At 68.3% G+C, this 15,391-nt stretch carries 17 protein-coding genes and 1 tRNA gene; 16 read left to right on the forward strand and 2 right to left on the reverse strand.

Annotation, left to right across the window (positions count from 1 at the left end; translation table 11 throughout):
• Positions 1-448: 448 nt before the first annotated feature.
• A complete protein-coding gene (locus AC04L7_RS03040) occupies positions 449-1,246 on the reverse strand; it encodes an amidohydrolase (protein WP_435999164.1) in 798 nt (265 codons plus the stop codon).
• Positions 1,247-1,264: 18 nt separating this feature from the next.
• Positions 1,265-2,416 (reverse strand): pyridoxal phosphate-dependent aminotransferase, encoded by a 1,152-nt coding sequence (locus tag AC04L7_RS03045; RefSeq protein ID WP_435999166.1) that lies wholly within the window; start codon positions 2,414-2,416, stop codon positions 1,265-1,267.
• 69 nt (positions 2,417-2,485) lie between these two features.
• Between AC04L7_RS03045 and AC04L7_RS03050 the strand changes: the two genes are divergently transcribed.
• From AC04L7_RS03050 to AC04L7_RS03125, 16 genes are all read left to right on the forward strand, one after another.
• Positions 2,486-2,992 carry a DUF3293 domain-containing protein gene (locus tag AC04L7_RS03050; protein WP_299343157.1) on the forward strand — a complete coding sequence of 169 codons (507 nt, stop codon included), beginning with the start codon at positions 2,486-2,488 and terminating at the stop codon, positions 2,990-2,992.
• Positions 2,993-3,096: 104 nt separating this feature from the next.
• On the forward strand, positions 3,097-3,741 hold the full coding sequence (gene ccmA, locus AC04L7_RS03055) for a heme ABC exporter ATP-binding protein CcmA (protein WP_475512506.1): 645 nt from the start codon (positions 3,097-3,099) through the stop codon (positions 3,739-3,741).
• A complete protein-coding gene (ccmB, locus tag AC04L7_RS03060) occupies positions 3,738-4,424 on the forward strand; it encodes a heme exporter protein CcmB (RefSeq protein ID WP_296282733.1) in 687 nt (228 codons plus the stop codon). The genes ccmA and ccmB overlap by 4 nt, the downstream gene beginning before the upstream one ends.
• 13 nt (positions 4,425-4,437) lie before the next feature.
• Positions 4,438-5,196, forward strand: a complete 759-nt coding sequence (locus AC04L7_RS03065) for a heme ABC transporter permease (RefSeq protein ID WP_435999169.1) — start codon at positions 4,438-4,440, stop codon at positions 5,194-5,196.
• The gene (locus AC04L7_RS03070; RefSeq protein ID WP_296282731.1) at positions 5,193-5,360 is read left to right on the forward strand and encodes a heme exporter protein CcmD; all 168 of its coding nucleotides are present in this window, start codon (positions 5,193-5,195) and stop codon (positions 5,358-5,360) included. The genes AC04L7_RS03065 and AC04L7_RS03070 overlap by 4 nt, the downstream gene beginning before the upstream one ends.
• Positions 5,361-5,363: 3 nt before the next feature.
• Positions 5,364-5,825 (forward strand): cytochrome c maturation protein CcmE, encoded by a 462-nt coding sequence (ccmE, locus tag AC04L7_RS03075; protein WP_435999171.1) that lies wholly within the window; start codon positions 5,364-5,366, stop codon positions 5,823-5,825.
• Between the two features lie 216 nt (positions 5,826-6,041).
• A complete protein-coding gene (locus AC04L7_RS03080) occupies positions 6,042-7,982 on the forward strand; it encodes a heme lyase CcmF/NrfE family subunit (protein WP_435999173.1) in 1,941 nt (646 codons plus the stop codon).
• Positions 7,979-8,575, forward strand: a complete 597-nt coding sequence (locus tag AC04L7_RS03085) for a DsbE family thiol:disulfide interchange protein (RefSeq protein WP_435999175.1) — start codon at positions 7,979-7,981, stop codon at positions 8,573-8,575. Before AC04L7_RS03080 ends, AC04L7_RS03085 begins: the two co-directional genes overlap by 4 nt.
• A gap of 98 nt (positions 8,576-8,673) precedes the next feature.
• On the forward strand, positions 8,674-9,099 hold the full coding sequence (locus AC04L7_RS03090) for a cytochrome c-type biogenesis protein (protein WP_435999177.1): 426 nt from the start codon (positions 8,674-8,676) through the stop codon (positions 9,097-9,099).
• A complete protein-coding gene (locus AC04L7_RS03095; protein ID WP_435999179.1) occupies positions 9,099-10,112 on the forward strand; it encodes a tetratricopeptide repeat protein in 1,014 nt (337 codons plus the stop codon). The genes AC04L7_RS03090 and AC04L7_RS03095 overlap by 1 nt, the downstream gene beginning before the upstream one ends.
• A 303-nt stretch (positions 10,113-10,415) precedes the next feature.
• Positions 10,416-11,348: an endonuclease/exonuclease/phosphatase family protein gene (locus tag AC04L7_RS03100; protein ID WP_435999181.1), complete on the forward strand. Its 933-nt coding sequence runs from the start codon at positions 10,416-10,418 to the stop codon at positions 11,346-11,348.
• Between the two features lie 27 nt (positions 11,349-11,375).
• Positions 11,376-12,488, forward strand: a complete 1,113-nt coding sequence (metX, locus tag AC04L7_RS03105; protein WP_435999183.1) for a homoserine O-acetyltransferase MetX — start codon at positions 11,376-11,378, stop codon at positions 12,486-12,488.
• Between the two features lie 242 nt (positions 12,489-12,730).
• Positions 12,731-13,318, forward strand: a complete 588-nt coding sequence (locus AC04L7_RS03110) for a cysteine dioxygenase family protein (protein WP_299343145.1) — start codon at positions 12,731-12,733, stop codon at positions 13,316-13,318.
• A 60-nt stretch (positions 13,319-13,378) separates the two neighbouring features.
• Positions 13,379-13,464 (forward strand) — tRNA-Leu (locus AC04L7_RS03115).
• A gap of 385 nt (positions 13,465-13,849) precedes the next feature.
• Entirely contained in the window at positions 13,850-14,857 is a 1,008-nt protein-coding gene (locus tag AC04L7_RS03120) for a sensor histidine kinase (RefSeq protein WP_435999186.1), read from the forward strand.
• The coding region (locus AC04L7_RS03125; protein WP_475512507.1) for a LytR/AlgR family response regulator transcription factor at positions 14,854-15,391 on the forward strand (538 nt) is incomplete at its 3' end. The genes AC04L7_RS03120 and AC04L7_RS03125, both read left to right, overlap by 4 nt.

Consider the following 15,391-nt stretch of genomic DNA (forward strand, 5'->3'; position numbering starts at 1 on the left):
CTGCGCGGCGGGTGCGCAGTCACGACGGKAATTTTCGGACGGGGCCTCCTGCCCCGGCCGAAAACGGCGCACATCCTTGTGCGCCGCCCTGCGGGTTTTACCCGCCGTGACTGCCGGACCTAAAGGGGCCCCGAAAGCCGACACGGACAGATTCGGCGTGCATGCCTTTGACCTGGCTCTTCAGGGTCCCCATGAGGCACGGCGAGTGGGCCGGGTAAAACCCGAAGGGCGCCGCCCCGGATGGGCGGCGTTTTCGTATGGCACAGGGATGTGCCTTACGAAAATTCCCGGACCGCTCGCGGACCCGGAGCGAAGCGCAGGGCGTGCCGCCTGGGGTGTGCTTTCTTTGGTTACTTTCTTTGCACACGCAAAGAAAGTGACGCCTCGCGGCGAGCGCACCATGCTGGCTGCACCAGCAAGCTCGATACCGAGCACGACATCCGAGGGATCAACGCAACTCGAACCGATCCGCATCCAGCATCGCCGGGAACTTCTCCCGATGCGCCGCCAGCGCCGCCGCCGAGATCGTCGTCGTCACCACCCCCTCGCCAGCCGGCAACTCCACCACCGGCTGCCCCAGGAAATCGATCACCGCACTGTCGCCGCTGTACGCGTGCCCATTGCCGTCCGTACCCGCACGATTGACGGCGGCCACGTAGCACAGGTTCTCGATCGCCCGTGCCCGCAACAGCGTCTTCCACGCATACGCCCGCGGCGCTGGCCAGTTCGCGACGAACAACTGCAGATCGAAATCCAGCTGTCCCGGCCGCTCCACGTCGTACCGGTTGCGCGCGAACACCGGGAAGCGCAGGTCGTAGCAGACCAGCGGATTGATCCGCCAGCCCTTCCATTCGAGCGTCAGCCGCTCGCTGCCCGCGGCATACCGCATGTGCTCGTTGGCGTAGCGGAACAGATGACGCTTGTCGTAGTGCTGCAGATCGCCATCCGGCGTGGCGAACAGCAGGCGGTTGAATACGCCTTCCGCCGTGCGCAGCTGCACGCTGCCGGTGATCGCCGCATCGAGCGTCGCCGCCTGCTCACGGATCCACGCCACCGTGGCGCCGTCCATGCCTTCGGCCTGGTCGATGGCCTCGTTGCTGAAGCCGCTGGTGAAAGTCTCCGGCAACACCAATAGATCGGTCTGCCCGGCGAGCGGCGCGATCAACGCGCCGTAGTAGTCGCGGTTGCCCGCCGGATCGTGCCAGCGGGTCTCGCCCTGGACGAGGGAAATGCGGAGGTCCTGCATCTGTGTCTCCGTATCCGCTTACAGCGCCTTCAACCGCGCGATCGCCGCATCCAGCGTCGCCTCGTTCTTGGCGAAGCACAGTCGCGCCAGGCGCTGGCCGGTCGGCGGCGTTTCGTAGAACGGGGACAGCGGGATCGCGGTGACGCCATGCTCGACGGTCAACCACTTCACGAACTCGGCATCCGGGAGGTCGCTGACCGCCGAATAATCGACCAATTGGAAATAGCCGCCCGGCACCGGCAGCGGCACGCACTTCGTGCCCAGCAGTTGCTCGCGGAAGCGGTCGCGCTTCTCTTGGTAGAACGCGCCCAGTTGCTCGTAGTGCTCCGGTTCCTGCCGGATCATCGCGGCGAAGGCGTGCTGCGCCGGCGCGAACGTGCAGAACACGTTGTACTGGTGGACCTTGCGGAATTCCGCGCTCAGCGTCGGCGGCGCGATGGCGTAGCCGATCTTCCAGCCGGTGCAGTGGTAGGTCTTGCCGAAGCTGGAGACGACGAAGGCACGCGCGGCCAGCTCGGGATACCGCAGGATCGATTCATGGCGGCGGCCGTCGAACACGATGTGCTCATAGACCTCGTCGGAAATCAGGTAGATGCCGGTGCCTTCCAGCAGCGCCGACAGCGCGCGGATATCCGCTTCGTCGAACATCGCGCCGGACGGGTTGTGCGGGCTGTTGATGATCAGCAACCGCGTCTTCGGCGTGATGGCGGCGCGCACGCGGTTCCAGTCCACCGCAAACGTCTGCGGATCGAGCGGCACATGCACGGCACGCGCRCCGGCCAGGTCGATCGCCGGTTCGTAGCTGTCGTAGGCCGGGTCCAGCACGATGACTTCTTCGCCCGGGCGCACCACGGCGTGGATCGCGTTGAACAACGCCTCGGTGGCGCCGCTGGTCACGGTGATCTCGGTATCCGGGTTCACTTCACGGCCGTAACAGCGCAGCACCTTCTCCGCGATGGCCTGGCGCAGCGGCGCCACGCCGGTCATCGGGGCGTACTGGTTGTGGCCATCGCGCATCGCGCGGTCCAGCTCGTCAACCAGTCGCTGCGGAACGGCGAAATCCGGGAAACCCTGCCCCAGGTTGACCGCGCCGTGCTCGGCGGCGAGCTGCGACATCACGGTGAAGATAGTGGTGCCCACCTTGGGCAGCTTGGTCTGCGGCTGGGACATCCTGGGGCGGGCACTCGATGAAGGGAATGCGGAGTGTACGCGCTGGGCGTTACGCGCGATGATGCGGCCATGGCCGACCACCGCGTTCCCGCTGCCGGCGCGACCCTCGGGGATGTCCCCGAGGCGGAACGCGCACGGCTGGCCACGGCCTGGGCTGCCGCGCACTATTTYGTCACCGTGGGCCGGCAGGAATGGCTGTTCCGCACCGGCTCGACCGCGCCGGATGTCGAACGCCAGGTCATGGCGACCCGCTATCTGTTCATCACCGCGTGGAACCCGCCACCCGGCGAGGCGCCGCGCCCGGTCAACGACATCGCGCAGGAACGCCTGCACGCACGCCTGCACGCGCTGGGGTTGTCATTCCACCCGGCGCTGGGCTGCAACAATCAGGGAGGCATGGTCGAACACGGCTGCCTGGTGCTGGACGCCACGCTGGAACAGGCCGACGCCCTGGCGCGCGAGTTCGGCCAGGGCGGCACGCTGTTCTGGCACGCTGACACGCCGGTGCGACTGCGGATGATGTGGCCGCGCCCGCCGCAGGCCGACGGCGACCCGCATACCGACTGGGTGGGGTGACGGACCGCGACCGTCTGTCGCAGGCGGCCGGACCGGCCCGGCCGTTTAGAATGGGCGTTTGATCCGACAGGACACCCCGCTCCCGCCCGGGAACGCCCGATCCGATGAYCGACGCCGCTTCCCGCCACCCGCCCTTGCTGGCTGCCCGTGCCCTGGCGTTCTCGCGCAACGACGAGCCGGTGTTCGGGCCGCTGGATTTCGCCGTGGATGCGGGCGAGGCGCTGCTGGTGCAGGGCGGCAAYGGGGTCGGCAAGACCACCCTGCTGCGGGTGCTGGCCGGCCTGCTGCATGCCGATGCCGGTCAGATCGACATCGACGGGCAGCCGGCCGGGCCATCGCGCCGCGCGCATGCGATGGCCTATCTCGGCCACCTGCCCGCGCTGAAGGCCGACCTGAACACGCTGGAAAACCTCAACTTCCTCTGCGGCCTGCACGGTCGCCGTGCACGCCAGATGCCGGGCAACGCCCTGGCGATGGTCGGCCTGGCCGGCTACGAGGATGCGTTCGCACGCCAACTATCCGCAGGCCAGAAGAAGCGGCTTTCGCTTGCACGGCTGTGGCTGTCGCCGTCGCCGCTGTGGCTGCTGGACGAGCCCTACGCCAATCTCGACCTGGAGGGCATTACCCTGGTGAACCGGATGATTTCCGCGCACCTGCGCGAGGGGGGTGCCGCACTGGTCACCACGCATGGTGCCTACGCCGCTCCCCCCGTGCAAACGCGGATGCTGGTGATGGAGCGCCCGGCATGAGCGCCGCGCCCTCCCTGCTGCAGACCGCGCGCGCCCTGATCGTGCGCGACGTGCAACTGCTGTGGCGCCGCCGGGGCGATGCGATGCAGCCGGCACTGTTCGCGTTGCTGGTGGTGGTGCTGTTCGCCCTCGGCCTGGGAACCGCGCCGCTGGTGTTGTCGAAAGTGGCGCCGGCGGTGCTGTGGGTCGCCGTGCTGCTGGCCGGCCTGCTGTCGCTGGACACGCTGTTCCGCGGCGATGCCGAGGACGGTTCGCTCGAACAATGGATCCTCGCCCCCGTGCCGCTGGCCTGGCTGGTACTGGTGCGCGTATTGACCCACTGGGCCACCACCGCCCTGCCGCTGGTGCTCGCCGCGCCGCTGCTGGGCGAGATGCTGCACCTGCCGCGCAACGACCTGCCGATGCTGCTCGCCACGCTCGCGCTGGGCACGCCGCTGCTGAGCCTGCTGGGTGCGGTGGTCGCGGCGCTGACGGTCGGCATGAGGCGCTCTGGTATCCTTGTGGCCCTGCTGGCGCTGCCGCTGTACGTGCCGGTGCTGGTGTTCGGCGCGGGCGCCGTGGCCGCCAACGCGCAAGGGCTGGATGCCTCCGGCGCCCTCCTCTGGCTGGCCGCCGGCCTGCTGCTGTCGCTGTTGCTGGCGCCGCTGGCCGCCGCCGCGGCGATCCGCATCGCCCTGACCTGAAGAACGTGGCTGCATGAATCCTCTCGTCCGCTGGTTCCATCAACTCGGCTCGCCTCCCACCTTCGACCGCTTCGCCGCTCGCTGGACGCCGTGGTGCTACCTCGCCGCCATCGTGCTGCTGGGCGTGGGCCTGTGGCAGGCGCTGTTCGTGGTGCCAGCCGACTACCAGCAGGGCGACAGTTTCCGCATCCTCTACATCCACGTGCCCAGCGCATGGATGAGCATGTTCGTGTTCGGCCTGATGGCGTTCTACGCGGCCATCGCACTGATCTGGCGTATCAAGCTGTGCGAGATCCTGGCGATGGCGTGCGCGCCCACCGGTGCCGCCTTCACCGTCATCACCCTGGCTACCGGCAGCATCTGGGGCAAGCCGATGTGGGGCACGTGGTGGGACTGGGACCCCCGCCTGACCACCGAGCTGATCCTGCTGTTCCTTTACCTCGGCGTGATGGGCCTGTACGGCGCCATCGACGACCGCCGCAACGCCGCGCGCGCGGCGGGCCTGCTGGCCATCGTCGGCGTGGCGATCCTGCCGGTGATCCGCTACTCCGTGGTGTGGTGGAACTCGCTGCACCAGGGCCAGACCATCCGCGTGTTCGGCGAATCCAGCATGGACGACAGCATGATCCTGCCTCTGGTGCTGATGGTGGTCGCGACGAAGTTCTGGTTCGCCGGCTCGCTGCTGGCGCGTGCGCGCGCCGACAACCTGCGTCGCGAGGCCGGCAAGGACTGGGTTGCGAAACTCGCTGCCGCGAAGGAGGTCGCGCCGTGAGCTACCTCGAATACGTCATCGGCGCCTACGCCGTCTTCGCCGTGGTACTGGGCTGGGATTTCCTCGCCCCGCGCCTGCAGGTGCGCCGTGAACTGCGCGCCGCCCGCCAACGTGTGGCGCGCGATGCCCGCCGCGGCGCCGCCCCCGCCGACCTGGAACGCTGACAGATGAATCCCGTTCGACGCCGTCGCCTGCTGTTCGTGCTGCTCGCCGTCGTGGTGGCCGGCATCGCCACCGCGCTGATCGCGATGGCCCTGCAGCGCAACGTGGCCTACCTCTACACGCCCGCCGAAGTGCTGCGCGGTGAAGCCGGCGAATCCCGGTTCCGCCTGGGCGGCATGGTGGAGAAAGGATCGTTCAAGCGCGAACCCGGCTCGTTGGTCTCGCAGTTCGCCGTCACCGACGGCGACGCCCAGCTGACGGTGCGCTACGACAAGATCCTGCCGGATCTGTTCCGCGAGGGGCAGGCCGTGGTCGCGACCGGCTCCATGCAGGACGGCGTCTTCATCGCCACCGACGTGCTGGCCAAGCACGACGAGGCCTACATGCCCAAGGAAGTCGCCGACAAGATGGGCAAGGCGCATCAGAAGCATGATGTGCAGGCGGCGCCGGCGGGGTCGCCGAATTGATCCTCGCGCCCGCTGACAGTTTCCTTCTCCCCGCGAGCGCGGAGGAGGTGCCCGAAGGGCGCATGAGGGGCGCTTTTGGCTCTCCGCACATGCGCACGAAGCGTAGCCCGCGCACCCGGCCACTCTTTGATCGTCTGAACACCCGCAACTCCGCTCGCCCCTCACCCGCCTTCGGTACCCTCTCCCCGCTACGCAGGGCGAGGGGATGGAATACGCATGCTTCCTGAACTCGGACAAATCGCGCTGATCCTGGCGCTGCTGGTTGCGATCCTGCAGGCGGTGCTGCCGCTGGCGGGCGCGCACCGCAACAAGGCGGCGTGGATGGACGTGGCGCGCCCCGCCGCCTACGCGCAGTTGTGGCTGGTGATGCTGGCCTTCATCGCGCTGACGGTGGCATTCGTGAAGCAGGACTTCTCGGTCAAGTACGTGGCCGACAATTCCAACTCGCTGCTGCCGATGGTTTACCGCTATACCGCCGTGTGGGGCTCGCACGAAGGCTCGCTGCTGCTGTGGGCGCTGGTGCTGGCGTTGTGGACCGGTGCCGTGGCCCTGTTCTCGCGTGGCCTGCCGCCGGTGGTGATGGCGCGCGTGCTGGGGGTGATGGGCGTGGTCGCCATCGGTTTCCTCGCCTTCCTCATCTTCACCTCGAATCCCTTCGTGCGCCTGCTGCCCTCGCCGGGCGAGGGGCGCGACCTCAACCCGCTGCTGCAGGATCCGGGGATGATCATCCATCCGCCGCTGCTGTACGTGGGCTACGTGGGCTTCGTGGTGCCGTTCGCGTTCGCGATCGCCGCCCTGCTCGACGGCCACGTGGATGCGCGCTGGCTGCGCTGGACGCGGCCGTGGACGAACGTGGCCTGGGGCTTCCTGACGCTGGGCATCGCGCTGGGCAGCTGGTGGGCGTACTACGAACTGGGCTGGGGCGGCTGGTGGTTCTGGGACCCGGTCGAGAACGCCAGCTTCATGCCGTGGCTGGTCGGCGCGGCGCTGATCCATTCGCAGGCGGTCACGGAGAAGCGGGGCGCGTTCCGCGGCTGGACACTGTTGCTCGCCATCGCCGCCTTCTCGCTGTCGCTGCTGGGCACGTTCCTGGTGCGCTCGGGCGTGATCACCAGCGTGCACGCGTTCGCCGCCGATCCCACGCGCGGCGTGTTCATCCTGATCTTCCTCGGCATCGTCATCGGCAGCTCGCTGCTGCTGTACGCGCTACGCGCGCCGCAGCTGGCCGACGACGCCTCGGAGAAGTCGTACTTCGCCGCCAGCTCCCGCGAGACGTTGCTGCTGGCCAACAACCTGCTGCTGACCGCCGCCTGCGCGATGGTGCTGCTGGGCACGCTGTACCCGCTGATCGCCGATGCGCTGGATCTGGGCAAGATCTCCGTCGGCCCGCCGTACTTCAGCCTGCTGTTCATCGTGCTGATGGCGCCACTGGTGGCGCTGGTGCCGTTCGGCCCGCTCGCCAAGTGGCAACGCGAAAACCCGCGCAAACTGGCGGCGATGCTGCTGCCGTGGGCCGGCCTGGCCCTGGTGCTGGCCGCAATCGCTTACGTCATGGCGCCGCAGGGCAAGCTGAAGGTGGCCGCCGGCATCCTCGGCGCAGCGTGGGTCGGCCTAGGCACGCTGCGCTTCCTGTGGCAGCGCCTGCGCGCGAACGGCCGCGTCACGCCCGAGATGCTCGGCATGACACTCGCGCACACCGGCATCGCCGTGTTCCTGGTCGGCGCGCTGCTGGTCGAAGGCCTGAACGTGCAGCGCGAACTGGCGGTGAAGCCGGGCCAGACGGTCGAGGTCGGCCGCTGGGGTTTCCATTTCCAGGGCGTCGATGAAACCCAGGGGCCCAACTATCTGTCCGACCGCGGCCACGTGCAGGTACTGCGCGACGGCCAGCCGGTGGTATTGCTGCATCCGGAGAAGCGTGCCTACGCCAGCGGTGGCCAGGTGATGACCGAAGCCGGCATCAAGCCCGGCGTACTGGGCGATGTCTACGTCGCCATCGGCGAACCACTGGGCAACGACGCGTGGGCGCTGCGCGTGCACATCAAACCCTTCGTCCGCTGGATCTGGCTCGGCGCCGCGCTGATGGCGCTGGGCGGCTTCGTCACCGCCGCCGATCGCCGGTTCCGAAACCACAAGAAACAAGAGGCGCGTCCCGCATGAACAACGCATCCGAACTCCCGCCGTCGCCGCCGCGCTCGCGCGGTGCGCTGACGTTCGCGCTGGTCATCATCGGCCTGTTCTTCGTCGGCCTGATGGGCCTGCTGTACTACGGCGTGAAGCAGTCGGACCGCGCCGGGCGCGATGCGTTGCCCTCCCCGCTGATCGGCAAGCCGGCGCCCGCGTTCGACCTGCCGCTGCTGCACGACCCCGCCAAGCGCACCACCAACGCCGACCTCGCCGGCCAGCCCTACGTGATGAACGTGTGGGGCAGCTGGTGCCCGGAATGCCGCGTCGAGCATCCCATCCTCACCAAGTTCGCACTGACCAAGCGCGTGCGCTTCATCGGCTACAACCTCAAGGACGAACGCGAGGACGCCCTGCGCTGGCTGGACCAGTTCGGCAACCCGTACATGATGGTCGTCGCCGACCTCGAAGGCCGCACCGCGATCGACTGGGGCATCTACGGTGCGCCGGAAACCTTCCTGGTCGACGGCCAGGGCGTGATCCGCTGGAAGCATGTCGGCGCCATCGACCAGGCCATCATCGACAACCAGCTGATTCCCGCGCTGGAAAAGATCGAAGCCGGCCGATGACCGCATTCCCGACATCAAGGCTCCCTCGCAGAGCCGAGCTTGCTCGGCTGCGCGGTGCCGCAACGAAGAGCAGCCGAGCAAGCTCGGCTCTACGGTGGGTGCTCGCCCTGTGCCTGGCCGTTTGCAGTTTCACTGCCTTCGCGCAGGCCAGCGATCCCACGCCGCTGCAGTTCCGCGATGATGCCGAGGAAGTCCGCTTCCACAAGCTGACCGCCGAACTGCGCTGCGTGATGTGCCAGAACCAGTCGCTGGCCGACTCCAACGCGCAGATCGCGCACGACCTGCGCCGCGAAGTGCTGGACCTGATGCGGCAGGGCAAGGACGACGCGCAGGTGAAGCAGTTCCTGGTCGACCGCTATGGCGAGTTCGTGCTGTACAAGCCCGACGTCGCGCCCGGCACCTACATCCTCTGGTTCGGGCCGCTGCTCCTGCTGCTCGCCGGCGGTTTCTGGGTCGCCCGCATCGTCGCCCGGCGCGCGAAGCAGTCAGCGCCCGCCATCGACGACACCGACCAGGAGTGGTGATGACCCCGTTCGTGATCCTCGCCATCGTGCTGTCGCTGGGCGTGCTGCTGGCCGTGCTGTGGCCGTTGTGGCGCGATGCGCGCGGACTGGTGCTGGCCGGCGTCGCCACGCTGGGCATCGCCACGTTCGCGCTGTACCGCGTGGTCGGCACGCCGGCGGCACTGGAACCCGAAGCGGCATCCGCCGCCATGCCCGCCACGCTGGACGAGGCGGTCGCGCAACTGGAGGCCGAACTGAAGAAGCAGCCGAACGAGCCCGAAGGCTGGCGCCTGCTGGGCAAGTCCTACGCGGCCCTCCAGCGTTACGACGACGCACAGAAGGCGTTCGAGCGCGCGGTGCAGCTGTTGCCCACCGATGCCGACCTGCTGGTCGAAGCGGCGCAGGCGCGCCTGTTCAACAATGCCGACCGCAAGCTCGATGCGCAGGCGATCGCGCTGCTCGACAAGGCGCTGGCGATCAATCCCGATCACCAGCGCGCGCTGTGGTTCGTGGGACTGGCGCAGCGGCAGGAGGGCAGGCACGCGGACGCGGCCAAGACTTGGGAGCCGCTGCTGGCCAAGGTGGACCCGAACACCGCGGCCACCCTGCGCACGCAGATCAACGAAGCCCGCGCGGCAGCCGGCCTGCCCCCTCTGGCCGACGCCGCGCCCGCCGCCGGCAGCGCGCCGGCGCTGCTCACGGTGACCGTCGACCTGGCGCCTGCCCTGAAGGACAAGCTCGCTCCCGGCGACACACTGTTCGTCTTCGCCCGCCAGGTGGGTGGCCCGCCGATGCCTGTCGCGGCCCGGCGCCTGCCGGTATCCGACTTTCCGGTCACCGTGCCGCTCGGCGATGGCGACAGCCCGATGCCGACGCTGAAGCTGTCGCAGCTCCCGCAGGTGCAACTGGTCGCCCGCATCGCCAAGGGCAACGGCCCCGCCGCGCAGCCCGGCGATCTGGAAGCGACCGCCGTCACCGCCGACGTCAAGGCCGGCAACACCTACGCGCTGACCATCGACCGCGTGGTGCCGTAAGGCACAGTGTGTCGCTCCCTTCTCCCCGCCTGCGGGGAGAAGGTGCCGAAGGCGGATGAGGGGCGCTCTTTTGCGCGACACCTTCGCCTCCCTGTGTAGACGCGCGTTGACGCTGATCGCAACGTCAGCTTCCCTACTCCGTTCGCCCCTCACCCGCCCTCCGGGCACCCTCTCCCCGCTTCGCAGGGCGAGGGATGTCGATTCCGCATCGCGGGTGGCGCAGCATGCACGGCGCCTGCATGACATGGCATGACCTCTGCGCCTTGCCTACACTCCGGCGATGATCCCTCTCCCGTCTGCCRCATGAGCCGCGCACGCATCGTTTCCCGGCTTGCGCCATGGATCGCCACGCCCGCCCTGATCGGACTCCTGCTGCCACTGCAGCGCGCGTGGCTGCCGGGCCAGGGATCTCTCGGCTGGGCCTTGGACCTGTTCGCGCACTGGCAGCCGCTCTACGCCCTGGCATGGATGCTCGCCTGCGCGCTCGGCACGTTGCGCGACAGGCGCTGGCTGTTGGGTCTGCCATTGCTTGCCGTGCCGTGGTTGACAGCCAGTCCCGTCGCACCGCACGCAGACGGGCCACCGGCGCTGGTCATCGCCGTCACCAACGTCAACATCCGCCAACGCGACCCCGCTGCACTGCTCGCCTGGCTGGATCACCAGCCGGCCCACATCGTCGTGCTGACCGAGCTGTCGCCCGACTACGCGGAGGCGCTGGCGCGTCAGGGCTACGGCGGGTTCCCGCACCGGGCATTGCATCCGCTGGCATCGCCGCCGGGGCTGGGCATCCTGTCCGACCGTCCCCTGCACGACGTGCGCGTGGTGCCCGATCGTCTGGGTGCACTGAGGATGGAAGCCGGCGTGGATATCGAAGATCGACGCATCCGCTTCGTCGCCGCACATCCGAAGCCGCCGATGGCCACGCGCAAGTACCGCGCACGCGATGGCCTGCTGCGCGAACTCGCGGCATCGGCCGCACGGGAGCCGATGATAGTCGCCGGCGACCTCAATGCCACGCCCTGGTCCAGCGCCCTGCTGGGCGCGGACCTGCATCCGCTGACGCGCGCCACCGGCTGGGCGCCGACCTATCCGAGCGAAGGCAAAGGCCTGTTCGGCATCGGCATCGATCACGTGCTGGTCTCGTCCGAGTTTGCCGGCACGGGCGCGGAACGCGGCCCCGACATCGGTTCGGACCACTTGCCAGTCCGTGTCAACGTGCACTGGCAGGGCGAATAGCACCGTCCGGATCGCTACACTTGGCGGATGACCGAATTCATCCCCCCCGGCACCCGCTTCCATCCCCTGCCCTCGCCGTTCCGCATGAAGCGCGGTGGCTCGCTGCATGGTGCACGGATGGCGTACGAGACGTGGGGCACGTTGAACGAACGGCGCGACAACGCGGTGCTGATCGTCACCGGGCTGTCGCCGGATGCGCATGCGGCGCGCAATGCGGGCAACGATGCCGAGGGCTGGTGGGAAGCGATGGTGGGGCCGGGCAAGCCGATCGATACCGACCGCTGGTTCGTGGTGTGCGTGAATTCGCTCGGCAGCTGCAAGGGTTCGACGGGTCCGGCATCGGTCAATCCCGGCACCGGCACGCTGTACCGCCTCGATTTCCCCGAGCTGTCCGTGGAAGACGGCGCCCACGCGGCCTTCGACGTGGTGCGCGGGCTGGGCATCGAGCAGCTGGCCTGCATCATCGGCAACTCGATGGGCGGGATGACGGCGCTGGCCTATCTGCTGCTGCATCCGGGCGCCGCGCGCACGCACATCAACATCTCGGGCAGTGCGCAGGCGCTGCCGTTCTCCATCGCGATCCGCTCGCTGCAGCGCGAGGCGATCCGCCTGGACCCGAACTGGAACGGTGGCCAGTACGACGATGCGTCGTATCCGGAATCCGGCATGCGCATGGCGCGCAAGCTGGGGGTCATCACCTACCGTTCGGCGCTGGAGTGGGATGGCCGCTTCGGCCGCGTGCGGCTGGAGTCGGATCGTCCGGATGAGGAACCGTTCGGGCTGGAATTCCAGGTGGAGAGCTACCTGGAAGGCCACGCGCGCCGCTTCGTGCGCCGCTTCGATCCCAATTGCTATCTCTATCTCAGCCGGTCGATGGACTGGTTCGACCTGGCGGAGTATGCCGGAGGCGACGTCGAGAAGGGGCTGGCGAAGATCCGGGTGCAGCGCGCCCTGGCGATCGGGGCCACCACCGACATCCTGTTCCCGCTGCAACAGCAGCAGCAGATCGCCGAGGGACTGGCTGCCGGAGGGGCACAGGCGGACTTCTTGCCGCTGGAATCGCCGCAGGGGCACGATGCATTTCTGGTGGATTTCGAGCGGTTCGGGCCAGCCATACGGGATTTCCTGGCAGGCGTCTGAGCCCCGCTGCTCCTTCTCCCTGCTCGGCGGGGAGAAGGTGCCCGGAGGGCGGATGAGGGGCGAGCGCGGTATCTGACCCCTGCACGTGCGCATTGCCGCTCCGCTCACCCCACCCCTCACCCGCCTTCGGCACCTGCTCCCCGCAAGCGGGGCGAGGGAAAAAGCCGGCCATCCCGCACCGCAAAACTCCCTCCCCGCCCCAGCCGGCTAAAATGGCTTCACACTTTCAAGCGGGCCGTGCCATGACCCTCGATTTCCCCGGCGCCGACAAGCTGGTCGCTTCGCTGGATGCCGCCGTCACCCTGGGTGACGACCGCGCCGTCACCGATGCGCTGCGCAAGTCGCTGTGCGAGTTGATCTGCGACGAGGAGGTCAGCCTGCCGTCCTGCGTGCTGGAGCCCATCTCGGACCACTACGCGCGCCGTGAGCTGTACACCAGTCCGGAGCACGGCTACAGCGTGATCGCGATGACCTGGGGCCCGGGCCAGGGGACCAAGATCCACGATCACTCGGGCATGTGGTGCGTGGAAGGCGTGTGGCGCGGGCGGCTGGAGATCACGCAGTACGAGCTGGCCGAGCATGACGATGTGCGCTATCGCTTCATCCAGGCGGGCACGATCGAGGCCGGCACCGGATCGGCCGGCAGCCTGATCCCGCCGCACGAGTACCACACCATCCGCAACCCGAGCGACAAGGCCATCGCGGTCAGTCTGCATGTGTACCAGCGCACGATGGTCCGCTGCGGCATCTTCACGCCGGAGGAAGAGGCCGGCGCCGAGGGCTGGCAGCGCCGCGGCGAGCGCTTACTGGGGACGGACCAGGTCAACTGAGGCGCGGYGGGCTCTGCCCCTGTCGGCCAGGGGTCGGGCTCGGCTATACTCCGCGTCCGCGCCGGAGTGGCGGAACGGTAGACGCAGCGGACTCAAAATCCGCCGCCCTTAAAAGCGTGTGGGTTCGAGTCCCACCKCCGGCACCAAGATCAAACCCTGGACCCCCAGGGTTTTTTCGTTTGTGGCGCTTGGGCGTGCGGAGTCCAGTGTCCGCTGACGGCCAGAAGCCGATGTCTGCTACGAGTAGAGGTCGAAAAGCCTAGCCCTGGACTACGAATGCACTCCATCCGATTCACTTGCGGCGAGCAACCTCTATCCAAGAGAAGGCGTTGTCGTTCGTCCTGGCGCATGGGTTAACCCTTCGGGCGCGCGGGACTGGCTTGGCAGCGGCCCGTCGTGGTGAACTGACCATGGAGTTCGTCGCTTGGACTATCCACTCGTATGACATCGGCACCCTTGGACCGGCGGGTACTCCCACCTTTCTGGCTACCGGTACTGGCCGGCCTGCCGCTGGGCGCCTGCCTGTTGGTGATGGCACTGCCACTTCTGGGCCATGGCCACGCGACGCTGTCGCGTACCTTGTATCTGTCCGCTTTCGTGCTGTGGCTACTGCCGCTGACCGCACTGCAGCGCTGGCTGTGGCGGCGCAGCACGCCGGGCTGGCGCATCGCCCTGGTGCTGCTTGCGGCTACCTACGCGATGGCGCTGGCCACGCGCCTGCTGAGCGTGGCCGTGCAGGCGATGACGTCGGGCAGCCTCGCGCGGCTGATGACACCGGGCGCGGTAGACGTACCGCTGTTGTTCCGCGGCCTGGAGGGCGCGTGGCTGGTGCTGGTTGCCTACTGCGCGATCCACGCGGTGGTGGCCTATTACGCCGCGCTGCGACAGGAGCAGGCAGACCATCTGGAAGCGCGTTCGCTTGCACGCGACGCCGAACTGCGCGCGCTGCGCTACCAGCTGCAGCCGCACTTCCTGTTCAACACGCTCAATGCGGTGTCCACCTTGATCGCGGAAGGCCACGGCGCGGACGCACGGCAGATGCTGGCACGGCTCAGCGACTTCCTGCGCACGGTGCTCAAGGCACAGCCACGCCACGAGGTGACGCTGGCCGAGGAAATCGCCATGACCGAGGCCTACCTGGAAGTGGAAAAGGCCCGGCTGGGGAGGCGCCTGCAGTTGGCCTGGCAACTGGGCGACGGCGTGCTCGCCGCCTACGTGCCCTATCTGCTGCTGCAGCCGCTGGTGGAGAACGCGATCCGACACGGCATCGCACCCCGTCGCGCACCAGGACGGCTCGACCTGCGCATCGTCCGTGACGGCACGCGGCTCGAGCTCCACCTGCTCAACGATCTGCCGGACACCGACGACGCACCTTCGCCGCCCGACGGCGCCCGCGAAGCCGTCGGCCTGGACAACGTGCGTGGCCGGCTGGCGCGCCTGTACCCGGGCGACGCTGCGCTGGAGACCGGCATCGAGGGCGACCGCTACCACGTGCACCTGACGCTGCCGCTACGCCTGCATGCCGGAGCGAGCGCATGATCCGCGCCGCGGTGGTCGACGACGAACCCCTCGCACGACGTGGCGTGATCTCGCAACTGGCCACGTTCGACGACGTGGTACTGGCCGGCGAATACGAAGACGGTCCCACCGCCCTGGCGGGACTGCGCGAGACGCTACCGGACCTGGTGTTCCTTGATGTGCAGATGCCGGGCATGAACGGCCTCGACGTGCTGGCCGCGCTGCCGCCCGAACGACGTCCGCTCGCTATCCTGCTGACAGCGCACGAAGGCTTCGCGGTGCGTGCGTTCGCACTGAACGCCGTGGACTACCTGCTAAAGCCGCTCGACGACCCGCGCTTCGGCGAGGCGGTGGCGCGCGCGCGCAGCCTGCTTCGTCTGCGCAGCCTCGATGCGTCGGCGGTGGAGGCCCGCGCGGCCGCACCGCTGCGTCCGTTGCAAAAGTTTCTGGTCCGGATCGGCAGCCGTACGCTCTTCATCCGCGCCGATGCGGTGGAATGGATCAGCGCCGATGGCGACTATGCAGTGCTGCACGTCGGCGCGCGTACGTACATGG

The sequence above is a fragment of the Pseudoxanthomonas sp. LjRoot204_2 genome, assembly GCF_056175765.1.